Genomic DNA, 19419 nt, shown 5'->3' with positions numbered 1-19419 from the left:
AAGACACATTCAAACCTAAAAGAACAATACACAACACAAATACTATCAAAATGACAGAAAAGCTATTTTAAATTTTGCAAAAACTCGGACAAGCTAACATCCCTGTCTAAATTCATTTTTTTGCGCAAACGGTAACGGTTGACTTCCACTCCCCTGACAGAAATATTCAATAACGGGGCTATTTCTTTCGTCGATAAATTCATATTCAGATAGGCGCATAAGATCTTATCATTTCGTGTAAGCTCCGGAAACTTCTCATCCAGTTGTTTGAAGAAATCTTTATGGATCAGATCAAAGTTAGACTGGAAAACCTCGAAATCATCATCATGCTCGATATTGCTGTCGATCTGGCTAATCAGGCGCATTACCTTTTGGCGTATTATTGGTAACTGCTTATCTTCGTCAATTGCTTTAGAAATATTCAATGCATCTTTTTTTACATTCTCAAGTATTTCATTCTTCCTGATAATGTTCAATATGTATCCGTTTATCTCCTGGGTTTTATACTTCAATTCATTTTTCAGGTTTTCGTGCTGCAATTCATAAATTTCTTCATCTTTCTGCCTGGTTTCAGCTTCAAAACGTTTCGACTGGGCAATAAGCTCTTCACCTTTCTGGTGAATGATCTTCTTCTGTTTGCTGACTGTTTTTTTGTATAAAACAAGCAGGAACAGGATCAACAGAGCGGCATAAGAAAGATAGGCCCATACCGACCTGTACCATGGCGGCTGTATTGTAAATGTTATATAGGTGATGGCAGAACTTATATTCCCATTGACAATAGCTTTTACCTCGAATGTGTATTTTCCTTCGGGCAGGTTTGTATAGTCCTTTGATGTGGTAGCAGCAGGTACACTCCAGTCGTCGTCCAATCCTTTCAGGCGATAGGTATACAAAACATTCAGAATCCTTGTATAATCTGTAGCAGCATAGTGCACACTTATAGAATTCAGCCGGTATGGCAGCATTACAGGGTTTTCGGTATTGCCGAAAGAGATTATACTATCATTACGGCTACTGACCAGCCTCCTTATGTACGTTTTTATATCATGCGGCAAATCGGTTCTTTTCGCCAGATCGATCCTTACAAATGCATTATCAACCGACACAATTGCCTTCGCCGAATCCAGCATGAAAACATTCTCGTAACTGTCGATCAATTCATCTGCCAGCCCCCAATTATAATATCCTTTATAGCCGTTCTGATAAGGTAGCATTTTGAGCTGCTTATCGGATACGAACCATATATTCTTGTACACATCTGCATATAGGAACTCATAGTATCTGGGACCATCCAGCATTGATTCCAATTGAGGATAACGATCGAAAGAATCTGTTATCCTGCTATACTGATATATTCCATTGGTAGTACATACCACCAGATTATTGTCAATCTTCCTGAAAATATTATTCGCATCGAACCGCGCATTTTTTATCGTATATAATTTCCGGTTAAGCATCCGGCTGAAAGCTGCATCATAGGAGATTTTCTGTATCTGGCTATTCGTATTGACCACCCAGAAGGTATAGTTCTCTTCATCCTCAATAAACCCTCTGCAGGAATCGATAAAATCAGGAGCTTTGTGTGAATAATTCCAGCGCCCGTTTTCTTTTTTCAGTATAGAAAAGCCTGAATATGTACTTACAATCAGCTTGTTCTGATCTGCCGCCAAAGGAGAAACACGCCATGCTCCCGGTACATCTATCTTATATGCTCCGGCTGGAGAAATCACCATAATACCATTATCTCCTGCACTGAATAAAGTATTATCTATAATCATGACAGACCAGATCTGCCCCTCCGAACCATTTACCAGTTGATATTCTCCTGATTTATCTACCCGGTACAAAGCCTGATTTGTACCCAGGTAGAAATCTCCGTTATATACTATCGAGCAATAACCTGCCCCGATAGGCGAAGTAGTTGCAAACAGTGGACGAATGGGTGAATTCAGGTTTACATATCCTATCCCTTTGTCGAGTCCTAACCACAAATTCTGATCTTTATCGAAAAATGAACTAAGAATAGTATTATTACTCAGTCCGTTTTTCAGGTTGAAGGTTTCCTTGTAAGAACCATTGTTCAGGTCGAACAACAAAACCCCGTTCTGCACAGAACCCAATGCTATTTTCGAGCCTGATATAGATGTGCAGAATAATTGGTTATCCCGGATAAAATCGTCGGCGATCGAGGTTATTTTTTCTATTTTATTTTCTTCAAGCAGGTATAATCCTTTTCGTGCTGTAGTCACCAATAACTTATTATCGTAAGGCAATACGCTTACCAGTTTTTCTCCTTTCAAAACACTGGAGGACGATAGTTTTGAAAGCATATTATTATCATTCAAATAAAAAATTCCCTCAGGAGTTCCAATATATAAACGTCCTCGATAAAGAGTGGAGCAATCTATTTTAATAATGGCATCTATAGTGATTATGCCACCTCCGGTCTTATTATAAATATGTATATGATGTTCCGACAAAAAATAGATATCATTTCCACCATCTACTATATTCCATACTTCACCTCCCCAATTAGTCGTCTTTTCGGAAAGAGAATGATATGTTAATAATCCTTTTTCATCTGGCGAAAAGAAACCGAATTCCGTACTTCCTCCTATGAAGATTCTGCCATCTATTATTTTAAGTGAACGCATCACCGCATTTATTGAAATAGGATATAAATTCCAGTTAATGCCATCAAATTCGAGAAGTCCTTTCGAATTGGCATAATACATCCACCCATTCACAGACTGGGCAATCATCCAGTTCTGAAAACCTGCTTTATACTGACTGCGTTCATAATTAATAACTGTCCGCTGCCAAACAGGAGATGCTTTTCCTGGGGGAGAGAATAAAAAAAGTAGAATAATTAAATATATTGAGTTCCTCATCGAATTGTTTTTTTTTGTAAAAATCAAATATACAATATTCATAATAAATAAATGTAATCGCAATTAATTATTTTCACAATAATATCATTATCAATTATATAAAAACACAGTGTAGTATCGATGTAGTATTAAAAATAAAAGATATTTGAGTTTTTGATGTATTAAAATATTTTAAATTATTAGAATAAGCATGTAGGTTTGCAAAGGAATCTTCACAAAGAGTCTAATAACCATTAATAAAATAATTTAATACCAACCTTAAATTCAGCAATCATGAAGAGAGAATCCTCATTCTGGAAAATGTTTCTAACCATTCTTCCTTTATTCATGTTTTCTTCTTTTGTTGCATTCGGACAGACATCCGAAATAAAAGGTGTTGTAACAGACGCTGCAACAGGAGAAACCTTAATTGGTGTATCAGTAGCCCAAAAAGGGACAACCAACGGCACGATGACCGATATTGACGGTCAGTATTCACTTAAAGTACCCGAAGGAGCTACGATAGTATTCACATATGTGGGTTATGATCCACAAGAGCATCAGGCTACCGGGACAACCCTCAATGTAAACTTAACGGCTTCACAACAAATGTTGGATGAAGTAATTGTGATCGGTTATGGTGTACAAAAGAAAAGCGTGGTTACTGCAGCTATTTCGAGAGTAACTGCCGATGATTTACTCAATGCCCCTTCACCACGAGTAGATAATGCCTTGCAAGGTTTGGTCTCGGGTGTACAGGTAACAACTTCGTCCGGACAACCGGGAGCAGCCTCAAAAATTCGTGTCCGCGGTACTGGTACGATCAACAATTCCGATCCGCTTTATATTATTGACGGTATGCCTGTCGATGGAGGAATTGATTATCTGAATCCAAGTGATATCGCATCTATCGAAATATTAAAGGATGCAGCAGCAGGTGCTGTTTATGGTACACGGGCAGCCAACGGGGTTGTACTGGTAACCACTAAAAGCGGAAAGCTGGGGAAAACAAAAGTTACCTATGACTTCTCTTATGGATGGCAACGTCCGTGGAGAGAACGCAAAATGCTCGACGGGACCCAATATGCCACCCTGATGAACGAAGCCAGCAACTATGCCGGACAGGGAGATATGTACGCAAATGTAGCCCAATATGGAAAAGGTACAGACTGGCAGAAAGAAACCTTCAACTATGATGCACCTGTACAAAATCATCAGATAAGTGTAAGCGGAGCCACCGATAAAGCCAGTTATTATTTATCTCTGGGTTATTATAACCAGGAGGGTATTGTAGGTGGTGACTATGGACGCTCCAACTACAGACGTATGTCTATGCGTTCTAATTCAAACTATACCTTATTTGACGAAAGCAATCAACGCAGCTGGTTAAAGAAAATGGTAATTGGTGTAAATGCAGGCTATTCCCGCATTAAAAATACATCTATAGAGACTAACAGTCTGACCGGCTCGGCATTGGGTAATGCCATGTTCCTTTCCCCATTAATGGACGTATATGCAGATAACGAAGCAGACCTGATAAAAGAACATAATATCGACACCCAAAAATATGGCGATCCGATAAGAGATGCTAAAACAGGTAAATTATTGAATATTCCGAATAAAGATTTTAACGAAATATCCAACCCTCTGGCTTATTTGTCTTTGCCGGGAGAAAAATACAATTCAGATAAAATTGTTGCCAGTTTCTTTGCCGAATTATCCATTTGGGATAACCTGAAATTCAAAACATCTTACGGTGTCGACCTGGCATTCTGGGGTACTGACGGATGGAGTAAGCCTTATTTTATCGCGGCTAATGCTCACAATGACAAATCGAACGTTTGGTCGGAAATGAATCGTGGCTCTACATGGCAAATTGAAAATGTATTAACATACGACAAGACTTTCAATCTACATTCATTCTCTGTTGTTTTAGGACAGTCGGCAAAAGAGTATACAGGCCGCCGTTTGAAAGGAGAAGGTACCGATATGATCGGTCTGATGGGAGACAAAGCAAATATTGACTTCACTTCAGGATTGCCTTCCGATGGAAAGCAAATGGCAGAAGGCGGACTTTTTGATCCTACTACATTAGCTTCATATTTCGGACGTCTCAGCTATAACTACGACGAGCGTTACATGTTCCAGTTCACTGTCCGCCGCGACGGTTCATCAAAATTCGGAGCAAATAATAAATGGGCTACATTCCCTTCTGTTTCTCTGGGGTGGAATCTTACAAACGAAAAATTTATGGAAAACCGTCCAAACTGGCTGACAAGTACAAAACTTCGTTTATCATGGGGTAAGAATGGTAATGAAAACATCGATCCATTCTTGTATGCAGCTAATGTTCAGATGAATGCCAACTATGTATTTGGCGGAGGTACTAACCAATCGATCATTGGAGGTAGCAGACCTACAGGAACCCCTAATCCAAACCTGAAATGGGAAGAATCGGAACAGTATGATGCAGGTCTTGACTTTGCTTTCCTTAGAAATGCCCTGACATTCAGTGTAGACTATTTCAAAAAGAAGACAAACGGAATGTTGAAAGAAATGAGTATCCCTAATTATCTGGGCGCAAAACTACCATGGGGTAACGTAGGAGATATGGAAAACTCGGGTATTGAAATGGATCTGGGATATAAATTCGAAGTAGGAGACTTTAACTTCAGAACCAGCGCCAACATCAGCTACCTTAAAAACAAACTGATCGATCTGGGTAACGCCGATGGTTTTGAAATGTCTGACCATGTACATATTATAGGAAATGTCAGCCGTGCCGAAAACGGACAACCATATCCATACTTTTATGGATACAAGACTGCTGGTATTTTCCAGAACCAGACTCAGATCGACGCCTATGTAAATGACAAAGGTGAAAAATTGCAACCGAACGCCGAACCGGGAGACGTAATCTTCGTTGATGTCTATAAAGATGGAGTAATCGATGATAAGGATAAAACCAAAATTGGTAAAGGAACTCCGGATTGGACATACGGTTTCAACTTCCAGGCCGGTTGGAAAGATTTCGACTTCAGTATGTTGATTTCAGGGACTATCGGAAACGACATTTTTGATGCAACCCGCCGGGTAGACCTGAATTATGTGAATCTATCCGAAGAGATGATGGGACGCTGGCATGGGGAAGGAACTTCAAATAAGATGCCTCGTTACTCATGGACAAATAACAATGACAACAACCGTGTTTCGGATCTTTATATTAAAAACGGTTCCTACATGCGTTTGAAAAACATTCAACTGGGTTATACCCTTCCAAGAAAGTTAACAAGTAAAGCTTTTGTTTCGAGCCTGAGAATGTATGTGGCAGCCGAGAACCTGTTGACATTGACCGGTTACAAAGGCTTCGATCCGGAAATCTCTTATGGTAATTCAAGCGGCATCGACAGAGGTATCTATCCACAAGCACGCACCTTTACTGTTGGTTTCAATCTTAATTTTTAATACATAGAAAAAGATAAACGATATGAAAAAAATAATAACTTGTGGCATTATTCTGACTATGTTCGGAGCCACTTCATGCGGAGACGATTTCTTATCTGTCGAACCGTCCAGTAAGCTGCCTGTAGATGGATATTACGACTCACAAAGCCGCATCATGGAATCGGTAGTCGCAGCATACCAGCCTTCACAATGGTACGACTACTACCGGGGATGGGCACCATTGTCTTTCCTATACGACTGTATGAGTGATGATGTATATGTAGGAGGATCTAATACCAGCGACCAGGGCCAGCTACACCTGATATCACAATACCTGTCCGATCCTAACAATTCTATCGCCGGTGCGTGGAGTGCCAGTTATACAGGGATCAACCGCTCGAATCTTATCATAAAATATGTAAACGAGATGGAAATGGCTGAAGCCGACAGGAATAAATTTATAGCAGAGGCGCGTGTATTGCGTGCATGGTACTACTCCGTATTGTGGAAATTATGGGGCAACGTCCCATATTATGATGTGAATCTTGAATATCCTTATATAGCGGAACAAAAAACAGCTACTGAGATATATAACATGATAGAAGCTGATCTGGCGGATGTACTTGACAGCAATGTATTACCGATGAAAGAATCCGCCCAATGGGCAGGACGTGCCACACAGGCAATGGGAGCAATGTTATATGCAGAATTTGTAATGTATCAGAAAGACGAATCCAAATATGGTAAAGCCCTGAAATATATGAAGGACATTATTTCTTCAACTCAATATTCTTTACAGCCATATGGAAATCTTTGGGAAACAGAATATGAGTGGAATAACGAAACAATCTTCGACATCAACTATATAGCTAAAGGTGGTAAGAGAAACTGGGATGACGATGGCGCCGTCTCTACCGGAGGAACAGTCGTTCCGGCCATGATTGGCATCGATGGATTAAGCGGTAGTCCCGATTATGTAGGCGGCTGGGGATTCGAGCCTGTGGCCAAAGAAGCTTACGATGCCTTTGATCCTGCCGACAAACGCCGCGATCTCAGTATACTCAATATGGAAAAATACATTGCAGATAACGCGGCTAATAACATAACCGTTACTTATGGCGGACGTTACCAAAACACCGGTTTTTTCCTGAGAAAATATTTAGGACGTATAGGTGGAAATACAGGCAGTCTGGGTAGTTCAGACCTTAACTGGGACAACAATCTACGCATCTATCGTTATGCAGAAACATTATTAAATGCAGCAGAACTGGCTTTACGTACCGGCGATGGCTCAGCTCAAGGATATCTGGATCAGGTACGTGACCGTGCCGGACTGACATCTATTCCTGCAACACTCGATAATATTTTGCTGGAACGCCGTCTTGAGTTTGTTGGCGAAGGAAAACGCTATTTTGACCTTGTGCGCTTTGGAAAAGCTGCCGAAGTACTAAAAGCTAAAGGAGGAAAAGTATTGGATAAAAAAGGAGGCTCTTATATAATAGATGCAATACCTGAACGCGTTCAGTGGACCGAGAATAAAAAATATCTTCCTATTCCTCAGGGTGAGATTGAGGCTTCGAAGGGCTCTCTGGTTCAGAATCCGTATTAAGCTATAAAGTAAACGAGTACTTAAAGGTTTCACACTTCATTAAACTATTCACAGGCTGCCTGATATGAAAGCCAATTCCTACAGGCAGCCTTTTTCAAAATAAAGCCATGAAATTGATATATTTCTTTCTTCTGTTTCTTGCGACAAGCATACATTCTGCCTACGCTCAAAACGAAACGTACGCCAAACCCTCCGGCTTTGTCCCCGAAGGATACGCCCTTGTGTGGCAGGATGAGTTTAACAACAATCAGAAAACCCTCCCTTACAAAGAATGGTGGTTCGAAACAGGAAATCATGGCTGGGGAAATCATGAATTGCAAAACTATGTAGACCGTGTATCAGGCAACGACACGGTAGCTAAAATACAAAATGGCTCACTGATAATAACAGCCTACAAATTAGCAATCCCATATCAGGGATCCGATATTATATCCGCACGGATGAACACAAAAAAATCGTGGAAATACGGTTATTTTGAGATGCGGGCTAAAGTCCCCGCAGGAAAAGGAACATGGGCTGCATTCTGGATGCTTCCCGAAAATTTTCAACACTGGCCGCTAGACGGCGAAATAGACATCATGGAATACGTAGGCTATAAACCGGGCATCACCCATGCCACTATACATACAAAAGCCTATAACCATGCCATAAAAACAGAAAAATCGGCAGAACATCATATAAAAGATATAGAAAATGAATTCCATACATACAGTGTGGAATGGACAGAAGACTATATCAAAGGGTATGTTGACGGTATCCATTATTTCACATTCCAGAATGACAAAAAAGGAGATATGGAGACATGGCCATTCGACAAACCATTCTATCTGAAACTCAACCTTGCCATAGGAGGAGATTGGGGTGGGCGGGAAGGAGTGGATCCCGCAATATTCCCAGCCCTTTACGAAATAGATTATGTAAGAGTATATCAAAAATAAGCTAAGAGTTATGAAAATCAGAAAATTAGGTCTATTAGGCGCATTAGTTCTATCGGGTGTTTTCTCGGCAGGTTACGCACAAAACGATGTGGAGAAACGTGTCGAGGATCTGCTATCCAAAATGACACTGGACGAAAAAATAGGGCAGATGAACCAGTTGAGTTTCTTTGCCGTAGATGACAAGGCTATTGCCCAATACAGCGACGACGACATGGATACATTCCTTGTCCGGATGGGTATTGCAGGTGGCCAGGGACAGAAGAAGCCCTCCGAAATGACTAAAAATGAAAAAATAAAACTTATCAGGCAGGAAGCTGAAAAAATGCTCGATAAGAACTTTACCCAGCCTATCAAAGAAGGGAAAATAGGTTCATTACTGAATATTTCCGACCCCGAAATGGTAAACAAGATGCAAAAAGCCGCTTTGGAAAACAGCCGTCTGGGAATCCCATTGATCATCGGACGGGATGTTGTCCACGGATTTAAAACAATTTTCCCTATTCCGTTAGGGCAAGCAGCATCATTCAATCCCCAACTCGTGGAAAACGGCGCCCGTATTGCGGCTGTAGAAGCCCGTTCGACAGGCGTTACATGGACTTTTGCCCCGATGCTCGATATTTCTCGCGATGCACGCTGGGGACGTATAGCCGAAAGTTTGGGTGAAGACCCCTATCTGGGGGGACAATTAGGTGCTGCCATGGTGAAAGGATTCCAGGGCAACGGAAATCTGGCAGATCCGGGATCAATCGCAGCTTGTGTAAAACACTTTATAGGCTATGGTGCTGCCGAAGGTGGACGTGATTATAACAGCACTTATATTCCCCCTATCCAAATGCGGAATGTATATCTTCCTCCATTTCATGAGGCGGTCAAAGCAGGAGCGGCGACTCTGATGACCTCATTCAATGATAATGACGGCATACCCGCATCAGGCAACAGCTATATATTAAAAAATATATTGAGAGACGAATGGAAATTCGACGGATTTGTTGTCTCCGATTGGAACTCGATAGGAGAAATGATACCTCATGGCTTTGCGAAAAATGACAAACAAGCAGCCGAGATATCGACTAACGCAGGTCTCGATATGGAAATGGTAACAGGTTCTTATGTCAAATATCTGCCTGAACTGATAAAAGAAGGCAAAGTGTCGATGGAAACCATAAATAATGCTGTGCGTAATATTCTTCGCATAAAATTCAGAATGGGACTGTTTGAAAATCCGTATGTAGACACAAAAAAATCATCCGTATTGTATGCAGAAGATCACTTGAAAGCAGCAAGACAAGCAGCCGTGGAATCTGCCATTTTATTAAAGAACGATAATAACACATTACCCTTAGCCGAAAGTAAAAAAATCGCAATCATAGGCCCTATGGCCGATGCGCCTCACGATCAGATGGGGACATGGGTATTCGACGGGGACAAGAATTATACCGTGACACCAATCGGAGCATTGAAAGGAGATTATAAACATATCAATTATGTGTACGAGCCGGCATTGGGTTATTCAAGAGATAAAAACACTTCTAATTTTGAAAAAGCAAAACAAGCCGTAACTTCTGCCGACGTAGCCGTAGTGTTCCTAGGCGAAGAAGCTATACTTTCGGGCGAAGCGCATTCTTTGTCAAACATAAATCTGATTGGAGCACAATCAGACTTACTTAAAGCTGTAAAAAGCGTAGGTAAACCAGTTGTTTTGGTTATCATGGCAGGTCGTCCTTTAACAATTGAACGCGACCTGCCTTACGCCGATGCCGTATTATTCAATTTTCACCCGGGAACAATGGGTGGCCCGGCAATTTTAGACCTTATTTTCGGCAAGGCAAATCCCAGTGGAAAACTGCCTGCGACATTCGTAAGGGAAATCGGACAAATTCCGATGTATTACAATCACAATAGTACAGGTCGTCCCGCTCCTGAAAAAGTAATGACTCTGGATGAGATAGAACTGGAAGCCGGACAGACTTCTCTCGGGAATACTTCTTTTTATCTCGACTCAGGCAAAGATCCGTTATTTCCTTTCGGTTATGGATTGTCATACAGCAAATTCGAATATTCAGGCCTTAATCTGTCGTCAAACTCTATCCCGATGGAAGGTAGCATGACAGTAAGAACAACTTTGAAGAATATAAGTAATGTAGATGGCACCGAAGTTGCACAACTCTACATACAGGATAAAGTAGGTTCGGTAGTACGTCCGGTAAAAGAGCTGAAAGGATTTCAACGTGTATTTCTGAAGGCCGGGGAAAGTAAAACTATAGAGTTTCAGTTAACTACCGATGATCTGGCTTTCTATGGCCGTGATCTTATAAAGAAAGCCGAAGCAGGCGATTTCAATATTTGGGTTGGCGGGGACAGCAACGCCATATTAAAAGGTTCTTTTTCCATAACGGAATAAGGTGAAAAGTAGAAGGCACAGGATGATTAAACACACATTTTCATAATACCTGTGCCTTTTTTTATTCGTTAAAAATATATCATGAAAAAAACAACAATTTTCCTTTTCTTATCTATTATACTTTTAAGTTGTCAGACAAAAAAGAAAGGAGGAACGGCAGCCCGTTTCTTACGGGTAGATGGCCCGAATCTGATAAAGCCAAATGGTGAAAAATTCTTCATTCAGGGAATAAACCTGGGTAACTGGCTTAATCCTGAAGGATATATGTTTCTGTTCGAGGCAGAAGCCGCTTCTTATAGACAAATAAATGAGGCTTTCTGCGAATTGCTAGGGCCTGATTTCACCAGAGAATTCTGGAAAGAATTTAAGAAGAACTATATCACAGAGGACGACATAAAGTACATCAAACAGACAGGGATGAATTCTATCCGTATTCCTTTCCATTACAAGTTGTTTACAAATGAAGACTATATGAATCTCGACAGTTCTCACAATGGTTTTGAACTCATTGATCAGGTCGTGGAATGGTGCCGCCAGCAAGGTTTATATGTGATACTGGATATGCACGACGCGCCGGGTGGACAAACAGGAGATAACATCGACGATAGTTATGGCTATCCGTGGTTGATAGAAAGCGAAAGCTGTAAACAACAACTGTGTGATATATGGAAAAATATAGCCGGACATTATGCGAATGATACGATCATACTCGGATACGATCTTCTAAACGAACCGGTCGCCCATTATTTTGTGAAAGATTATCCGCATCTGAACGATTCACTGGAGTCTGTGTATAAAAGATGCGTCGAGGCAATCCGTACAGTAGATAAGAACCATATCGTATTACTTGGCGGTGCGCAATGGAACAGCAACTTCAGTATTTTTAAAGATTCTAAATTCGATGATAACCTGATGTACACCTGCCATCGTTACTGGTGCGACACATTACAGGCTGATATACAGGACTTCGTCGCCTTCCGCGATAGTGTCAATCTACCTATGTATATGGGTGAGACAGGAGAAAATACCGATCAGTGGATCGCCGGATGGACACGGCTGATGGAACGGAATAATATTGGCTGGCATTATTGGCCTTATAAGAAAATGGTTCCTAAGAGTTGTATGGTAACTATTCCGACACCCGACAATTGGGACCTGATTGTGGAATATACAAAGAAAGACAGAGGTACATTCGCCAAAATACGTGAAGCACGCCCTGATCAGGCCGCAGTAAGAAAAGCAATGACAGATTTGCTGGAAAATATGAAATTTAATAATTGTATAAAAAATGAGGGATACATTTCAGCTCTGGGAATGAAACCGTAGTATGCAGACAGAGTAAACGTCTCTCTGCCTTAAAATAAGGCGCATTGTAAACAGTGGTTATGAAAGGGATTATCTCCTCCACAGATAATTCCTTTCGTTTCGTATAATTACAAATCTTCCCCCTCCTGCTCTTTTTTATAAACCTTAGGCAATGTAATAGAACTATATAAAGTAAGAATAGCGGCAATAAGCAATGTCACTACCCAGCCTCCCATATCCTTAAACATAAGGAAAGCAGACACAGCCATCAGTATTACAGCGAATATCTGAATATTGAAAAGACGTTTCCCCCGGATACTTTTCCCTGGGTAGGGTGAGGTAAAGGTAATGGCGGCAAAGCCTGCCGCGCCAACTGCCAGCATATATTTGGCAACAACCGGATAGAAAGAGTATACAACAGCAGCAACCAGAATAAGGATTGCCGATACCTGAAAAAATGTATTTTTAAGTTTAGGGCTTAATTTCATCAACTATAGTTATTCTACAATGAAGACGTCTTCATTATCTTTTTTCATCAGATAGTTTTCACGGGCAAACTTTTCGATCTGGTCTTTTTCCGATTCCAGTTCTTCCAGTTTCTGTTTGTCCTGCTCGGTCTGATTGTGATAATATTCGATTTGTCCGTTCAGTTCCCTGATCTTACTATCATAACCTAAACGGGCAAAAATATTACTTTCGGTGATAAAGAAAGCAAACACTATGATAACCAGTATTATCAACAACTGTATTTTCGTATATCTGGTAGTAAGATATCTGAATATCGATTTCAAAATGTTCATAGCCGAAAGGAAATTAATCAGGATTTTTGCCGGAACTATCTTTGCAAAGATATATATTTGCGTTTATATTTTGCATGTCGATGACAACAAAAGATTCTATAATAAAAAAATACAGAAATTATCTGTTACTCGAACGGTCTTTGTCTGCAAATTCTATAGAAGCCTACATGACAGATTTAGGAAAATTGACGGGCTTCCTCGAAAACGAAGATATAAAGGCAGAAAATGTTACACTTGACGACCTACAGCAATTCATCGCACAACTCTACGATATAGGAATAAATGCACGGTCGGTAGCTCGTATCATTTCGGGGATAAGGTCTTTTTATAACTTTATGGTGCTGGATGGCTATATGGAGACCGATCCGACAGAATTACTGGATACTCCAAAAATTGGATTAAAGCTACCGACCGTTCTTTCGTTGGAAGAAATAGAAAATCTTATGTCGGTCATAGATTTATCCACAAAGGAAGGTCAGCGTAACCGGGCTATTCTGGAAACTCTATATAGCTGCGGATTACGTATATCTGAACTTACTAAACTTAAATTTTCAGACCTGTTTTTTGATGAAGGCTTTATCAAAGTCGAAGGAAAAGGAAGTAAGCAAAGGCTTGTTCCCATATCCCACACGGCGATCAACGAAATAGAAAAATACCTCTGTTACCGTAAACAAGCAGAGGTAAAAAAAGGTTTCGAGGATGCTCTTTTTTTAAGTAACAGAGGCACAGCCATATCCCGCATCATGATATTCCATTTCATTAAACAATATGCCGAAATGGCCGGAATAAAAAAGACAATCAGCCCGCATACTTTCCGCCATTCTTTTGCAACCCATCTGCTCGAAGGCGGGGCAAATATAAGAGCGATACAATTGATGCTGGGGCATGAAAAAATAACCACAACCGAGATCTACACACACATGGACAGGGAATATCTGCGGCAGGAGATCATTGAACACCATCCCCGCAATAAAAGGTAAAACGTTCCGTTTTTTTAATAAATTTAATTATATCTTTGCGTAATCTTATTTTATATTTTTTAATTCACAAACTCACAATGTTATGAAGAAAAGACTTTTTAAACTAACCGCTATTACTCTAGCCAGCACATTGTTACTAAGCTCCTGTATCGGTTCTTTCAGTTTATCTAAGAAGCTTCTGGCATGGAATCAGACCATTGACAACAAATTTGTTAATGAGTTGGTATTCTTCGCTTTCTGGATAGTTCCGGTATATGAAGTATCTCTGTTGGCTGATATCCTTGTTATCAACTCTATCGAGTTCTGGTCGGGAAATAATCCTGTAGAAGCAGGTATTGTGAAAAAGGTTCAGGGAGAACATGGTGTTTACACCGTTGAAACTTTAGAAAACGGTTACAATATCCAAGATGAAAACGGACAGGAAAGCCAGTTTATCTATGACAAGGAAACAAATACATGGAGCCTGGTTGCTAATGAAAAGACAACTAAACTTATCTCTATAGACGAAGATAACAAGAGTGCCATAGTTTACCTTCCGAACGGGGAAGAAAGAAACGTTGAGCTTTCTAACAACGGAGTTTTGGTATTCCGCCAATCAGTTGAAAATGCTGTATATCTTGCCGCTAAATAAAGAAATCCTTTATTATACAGAAAAGCCGCTCTTTTTTAAGAAGCGGCTTTTTTATTCCCTATTCTTATCTAGTCATGCTGTGTAATGCCTTTCCAGTTATCAGTCCTGAATGGCACTGCAGGTAACCCTTCCTTATTGAACAGGTTTACATCCGGGTTATTAGCCCATGAATAACGGACAGCCACTGGATTTTTTACCTGATCGGAATATACGACAACTTTATTGCCATCGATATAAGCTTTAGCCCATACAAACTTCTTGTCTGCTCCGGCAATAGTAAAACCTTCTATATATCCGTATTTATTTTTTACAACAAATCCATTGTCTGCATTGCCGAATTCGATAATAGCTTTATCTCCGTCTATATTCATCGTTTCGAATACAGGGCCGGTGTATGCAAGGTCTTTTCTGCCATAATCTTTGTGTAAAGCATTAAGAGCCAAGCGCAATCCCACATCCTGTTTATTGCGCGGATGGATATCATTTGCGTCTCCTATATCCGTAATCACCGACTGTCCTGTCTGAGGAAGTGACAATGTCATTGTTTGCGCTTCGCGGAGTTCGGCCCATTCGCTATCCTTCGGAACATTGTCTTTGGCCATAAAATTAGCCAGCTGTACCCAATAGAACGGAAATTCATACCCCCACTTAGCCCGCCAGTCATTGATCATTACAGGAAATAATGTGCGATAATTATATGCCTGTCCTGCATTATTTTCTCCCTGATACCAGATTGCGCCTTTTATCCCGAATCCCGTAATCGGATTTATCATGGCATTATAGAGTAACGATGGCAGCGAGTTGGGTGAGAATCCAACATAATTGAACAGTTTGTTTGTTACAGCCTCTTTGTACAGCCATTCTCCGGCTAAAGGATATTTTTTCCCTCCGGCTTCGAGATAGAGATTGTCAGCTGACCCATAAATTCCTCCGCCTCCGGAATAATCGCTTATTTTTACCGTGATCGTATTTATTCCTTCTTTCAGGAATCCTTTCGGTATGTTGTATGCCCTGTCTTTGTTATATCCTCTTGTCTCCCCGATCTTCTCCCCGTTTATCCATACCGCATCATCATCGTCTATGGTACCAAAGCGTATCAGGGCAGAATCATCATTTACTTCTTCAGGCAAGGAAATATTATACTTGAACCATATAATACCGTCTACCTGTCCCAACACGTTTTCCCATAGCTGGGGTAACTGCATTTTCTTCCATGAGGAAGCATCATAGACAGGATTATACCATTCCTGAGCGATACCCGGATCATTATTCATAGCATTCAGATATGCTTTCTTATTTATATCGTTTTCTTTGATAAACTTATCGAAGTCTGTTATCTCAAAAGCTTCATATCTGCGTTTAAACTTATCGTCCAATTTTCCGAACGGCTCCTTACTAATCCATGTTTCTATATCTGTTCCGCCCCACGAAGAGTTGATGATTCCTATCGGAATGTTCATCTCCTGATTTAACTTACGCGCAAAAAAGTAGGCAACAGCCGAAAAATAAGGAACCGTGGAAGGCGTACATTCCTGCCACTCTCCTTTCAGTTCTTCTTCTGGCTTCATACTGACGGCTTTCACTACATTGAAAGATCTTATTTGCGGGCAATTGGCATTTTCTATTTCACGCTCTGTGTTATTTACCCTGTCTACAGTCCATTCCATATTCGACTGACCCGAACATAGCCAGACTTCCCCTACCAGGATATTATTTAAAACGATTTTATTACTTTTACCTTTTACCTCTAATATATAAGGTCCTCCGTATGACACGGCATCGAGAATAAGCGACCATTTCCCCAATTTATCGGCTTTCACTTTCTTCGTCTGATTCATAAAACGAACCTCGACTGATTCATTCTTATCAGCCCAACCCCAGATATTTATAGGCTTATTTTGCTGTATTACCATATTATCCGAGAATATGGATGGCAATTTCACTTCAGCGTGCAGATCATAAGTGATCAGACTTACGAAACATATCGCAAATACAATTTTTAGAATTTTACTCATAGTAATAAATTTTTTGTATTACAAAGTAAATATTAAAATCCGGAACTTTAGAGCTTGTTTATATTTTATACGAATATTTACTATAGAGACTGTACCAAAAGCAATTAACCTTGTTAGAAAGGATTTATAACTGATAGTCTAAACAGGCTGCATAATGCGAAACAAAAAAACTCTATCTTTGTTATAATATTTCGAATTACAACTAAAAAACCGCAGATGAGTTACTTCAATTATAAAAGACGGTTGTCTTCCGAGACAAGAATAGGGAATACCCCTCTGGGTGGCAGCAATCCTATTCGTATCCAGTCGATGACAAATACAAACACAAACGACACAGAAGCCAGCGCCGAACAGGTTATCAGAATAGTAAAAGCCGGAGCCGATTATGTACGCCTGACTGCCCAGGGTGTGCGTGAAGCGGATAATCTGAAAAACATAAAAGATGCTGTAAGATCACAGGGCTATGCGACTCCTTTAATTGCAGATATACACTTCAATCCGCGTGCAGCCGAAGCAGCTGCTAAAATTGTGGAGAAAGTACGTATCAATCCTGGTAATTTCGTGGACAGGGTGAAATCCTTTGAAACATTCGAATATACGGATGAAGAGTACGCTCAGGAAATAGAGAAGATCAAAGCAAAACTTATCCCATTACTGAATATATGTAAAGAGCATAAAACTGCTATCCGTATAGGGGTAAATCATGGTTCGCTGTCCGACCGCATTATGAGCCGCTATGGCGATACACCCGAAGGAATGGTAGAATCGTGCATGGAATTTCTGCATATTTGTATCGACGAAGGATTCAAAGATATCGCTATATCCATGAAAACATCCAATACTGTCGTAATGGCTAAGGCTGTACGCCTGCTGATTGCCCGCATGGAAAAGGAAGGGCTGGCCTTTCCGCTGCATCTGGGCGTGACAGAAGCGGGTGACGGAGAGGATGGACGTATAAAATCGGCCGTAGGGATAGGTTCACTTCTGGCTGACGGAATCGGGGATACAATACGTGTATCGCTGAGCGAAGACCCTGAATATGAGATACCTGTTGCAAAAAAACTCGTTAATTACATTATTGCAAGAGAAAACCACCCTGAGATTATAGCTACTGCAAGCGATAAATTTTCACCTTTTTCTACAGACAGGCGAGAGACTTATGTTGTTGGTAGTATAGGAGGAGACAATGTACCTGTGGTTATATCCGACCGTTCGCAAGGCAATTTCGAACTGAACAGCCATTTTCTACCCGATTACCTATATGTGGGTAAGGAATTACCATTGCAGGCACCCCGTGCCATTCCATCTATCATAGACATCGCAGGCTGGAAAGACGAGAAGAATACCTATCCTCTATTCGATGCATCTAATTGGAAAAAGATAGCCGAAACCACATCTGCTATAAAATTCCTGCGTCTGTCATATCCTGAACTTTCACAAGAGATCATAACATTATTGAAATCCGACAAGTCGATTGTTATAATCCTTACAACAAACCATATCAACGGAGTGGGTGAGCAACGCGCCTTTATCCACACGTTGATGAATAACGATTGCGATACGCCTGCCATCTTCAACCGTATATATAATGAAAACGAAGCAGAAGACTTACAAATAAAAGCTGCTGCCGACCTGGGAACACTCTACCTCGACGGATTCGGCAATGGCATTATGCTGGAAAATAAAGGTAATATTCCATTAAAAAACGTGGATGCCTATATGTTCGGTATTTTGCAGGCATCGCGCGTGCGCACCAGTAAAACCGAGTATATATCCTGCCCTAGTTGCGGTCGTACATTATTCGACCTGCAAACCACTGTTGCCTTAGTAAAAGGCGCTACATCGCATCTTAAACACTTAAAGATCGGTGTAATGGGCTGCATCGTAAACGGTCCGGGAGAAATGGCTGACGCAGATTATGGGTATGTAGGTGCCGAAAAAGGTAAAATCTCGTTGTATAAGAAAAAGAACCTGATAGAAAAGAACATCCCGTCCGAAGAAGCGGTAAAACGGTTGGTACAACTCATAAAAGAAAACGGGGACTGGAAAGAACCTGAAGAATAAAACAGAAAGGGCAGAAGTAAAAATCTGCTCTTTTATTTTTGATTAAAAATTGAAAACTTTATCAATATATATAAAATAGTCATAAGTTATGAATGGGAGGCGTAAAATTTGTAAGATTCTACAACTTGTCATGCTAGAGCGAAGCCAAGCATCTAAAAAAGAGAAAACCCTCGTTCCCCAGAAACAACTGTTGGCTCCGCCGATTCTTCGAATTCGACGGGACGAAGTGTAGTCAATAACAAAAGGATAATCAAAAACTAAAATATGCGTCAACTTTGTCAACTTTTTATATTTACAGATACATATTTTCTAACCTGCAATAAACCGTTTCGTAACAAAAATTTAACAAGTAAAGGTTA

12 protein-coding genes are annotated in these 19419 nt (G+C 40.5%); 8 read left to right on the top strand and 4 right to left on the bottom strand.

Annotation, left to right across the window (positions count from 1 at the left end; all coding sequences use genetic code 11):
* Nucleotides 1-62: 62 nt before the first annotated feature.
* Nucleotides 63-2894, bottom strand: coding sequence for a triple tyrosine motif-containing protein (locus GGR21_RS01155; RefSeq protein ID WP_246347955.1), 2832 nt, complete (start codon nucleotides 2892-2894; stop codon nucleotides 63-65).
* A 273-nt stretch (nucleotides 2895-3167) separates the two neighbouring features.
* Here GGR21_RS01155 and GGR21_RS01150 point away from each other — a divergent pair, with 273 nt between their 5' ends.
* From GGR21_RS01150 to GGR21_RS01130, 5 genes are all read left to right on the top strand, one after another.
* Entirely contained in the window at nucleotides 3168-6338 is a 3171-nt protein-coding gene (locus GGR21_RS01150) for a SusC/RagA family TonB-linked outer membrane protein (RefSeq protein WP_183305303.1), read from the top strand.
* A 22-nt stretch (nucleotides 6339-6360) separates the two neighbouring features.
* Nucleotides 6361-7926, top strand: a complete 1566-nt coding sequence (locus tag GGR21_RS01145) for a RagB/SusD family nutrient uptake outer membrane protein (RefSeq protein ID WP_183305302.1) — start codon at nucleotides 6361-6363, stop codon at nucleotides 7924-7926.
* Between the two features lie 107 nt (nucleotides 7927-8033).
* Nucleotides 8034-8864 (top strand): glycoside hydrolase family 16 protein, encoded by an 831-nt coding sequence (locus GGR21_RS01140; protein WP_183305301.1) that lies wholly within the window; start codon nucleotides 8034-8036, stop codon nucleotides 8862-8864.
* A 10-nt stretch (nucleotides 8865-8874) separates the two neighbouring features.
* Nucleotides 8875-11265, top strand: a complete 2391-nt coding sequence (locus tag GGR21_RS01135) for a glycoside hydrolase family 3 N-terminal domain-containing protein (protein ID WP_183305300.1) — start codon at nucleotides 8875-8877, stop codon at nucleotides 11263-11265.
* Nucleotides 11266-11346: 81 nt separating this feature from the next.
* On the top strand, nucleotides 11347-12591 hold the full coding sequence (locus GGR21_RS01130) for a glycoside hydrolase family 5 protein (protein WP_183305299.1): 1245 nt from the start codon (nucleotides 11347-11349) through the stop codon (nucleotides 12589-12591).
* Between the two features lie 107 nt (nucleotides 12592-12698).
* On the opposite strand, the gene GGR21_RS01125 is transcribed toward GGR21_RS01130, so the two are convergent.
* Nucleotides 12699-13058: a hypothetical protein gene (locus tag GGR21_RS01125; RefSeq protein WP_183305298.1), complete on the bottom strand. Its 360-nt coding sequence runs from the start codon at nucleotides 13056-13058 to the stop codon at nucleotides 12699-12701.
* Nucleotides 13059-13067: 9 nt separating this feature from the next.
* Nucleotides 13068-13370, bottom strand: a complete 303-nt coding sequence (locus GGR21_RS01120; RefSeq protein ID WP_183305297.1) for an FtsB family cell division protein — start codon at nucleotides 13368-13370, stop codon at nucleotides 13068-13070.
* A gap of 80 nt (nucleotides 13371-13450) precedes the next feature.
* Here GGR21_RS01120 and xerD point away from each other — a divergent pair, with 80 nt between their 5' ends.
* A complete protein-coding gene (xerD, locus tag GGR21_RS01115; RefSeq protein WP_183305296.1) occupies nucleotides 13451-14350 on the top strand; it encodes a site-specific tyrosine recombinase XerD in 900 nt (299 codons plus the stop codon).
* An 82-nt stretch (nucleotides 14351-14432) separates the two neighbouring features.
* Nucleotides 14433-14981, top strand: a complete 549-nt coding sequence (locus GGR21_RS01110) for a DUF3332 domain-containing protein (protein ID WP_183305295.1) — start codon at nucleotides 14433-14435, stop codon at nucleotides 14979-14981.
* Between the two features lie 68 nt (nucleotides 14982-15049).
* On the opposite strand, the gene GGR21_RS01105 is transcribed toward GGR21_RS01110, so the two are convergent.
* Nucleotides 15050-16996 (bottom strand): sialate O-acetylesterase, encoded by a 1947-nt coding sequence (locus tag GGR21_RS01105; protein WP_183305294.1) that lies wholly within the window; start codon nucleotides 16994-16996, stop codon nucleotides 15050-15052.
* A gap of 216 nt (nucleotides 16997-17212) precedes the next feature.
* Between GGR21_RS01105 and GGR21_RS01100 the strand changes: the two genes are divergently transcribed.
* Nucleotides 17213-19060 carry a 4-hydroxy-3-methylbut-2-en-1-yl diphosphate synthase gene (locus GGR21_RS01100; protein ID WP_183305293.1) on the top strand — a complete coding sequence of 616 codons (1848 nt, stop codon included), beginning with the start codon at nucleotides 17213-17215 and terminating at the stop codon, nucleotides 19058-19060.
* Nucleotides 19061-19419 lie beyond the last annotated feature (359 nt).

The organism is Dysgonomonas hofstadii (genome assembly GCF_014196915.1).
Taxonomy (GTDB): domain Bacteria; phylum Bacteroidota; class Bacteroidia; order Bacteroidales; family Dysgonomonadaceae; genus Dysgonomonas; species Dysgonomonas hofstadii.
This window is presented reverse-complemented; position numbering and strand designations above follow the sequence as displayed.